Genomic DNA, 623 nt, shown 5'->3' on the forward strand with positions numbered 1-623 from the left:
GCGTCGCGGTCGCCGAGCCAGATGTTGTCGCCCATGCCGATCTCGTCGCCGTAGTAGAGGATCGGCGAGCCGGGCAGGGACAGCAGCAGGGCCGTGAAGAGCTCGATCTGGTTGCGGTCGTTGTCGAGGAGCGGGGCCAGGCGCCGCCGGATGCCGATGTTGGCGCGCATCCGCGGGTCCTTCGCGTACTCGGCCCACATGTAGTCGCGTTCCTCGTCGGTGACCATCTCCAGGGTCAGCTCGTCGTGGTTGCGCAGGAAGATGCCCCACTGGCAGCCCGACGGGATCGCCGGGGTCTTGGCCAGGATCTCGGAGACCGGGTAGCGCGACTCCCTTCTGACCGCCATGAAGATGCGGGGCATGACCGGGAAGTGGAAGGCCATGTGGCACTCGTCGCCGCCCGCCGCGTAGTCCCCGAAGTAGTCGACCACGTCCTCGGGCCACTGGTTGGCCTCCGCCAGCACCACCGTGTCCGGATACTGCGCGTCGATCTCCTTGCGCACCCGCTTCAGGAAGTCGTGGGTGGCCGGGAGGTTCTCGCAGTTGGTGCCCTCCTCCTGGTACAGGTACGGCACGGCGTCCAGCCGGAAGCCGTCGATGCCGAGGTCCAGCCAGAACTTCAG

At 67.3% G+C, this 623-nt stretch carries 1 protein-coding gene; it reads right to left on the reverse strand.

Features of this window, described 5'->3' with window-relative positions:
* A partial coding sequence (locus tag GTW67_RS12205; RefSeq protein WP_237518803.1) for an alpha-amylase family glycosyl hydrolase occupies positions 1 to 623 on the reverse strand: 623 nt, incomplete at both ends.

It is taken from the genome of Streptomyces sp. SID5910 (genome assembly GCF_009862125.1).
Classification (GTDB): Bacteria; Actinomycetota; Actinomycetes; order Streptomycetales; family Streptomycetaceae; genus Streptomyces.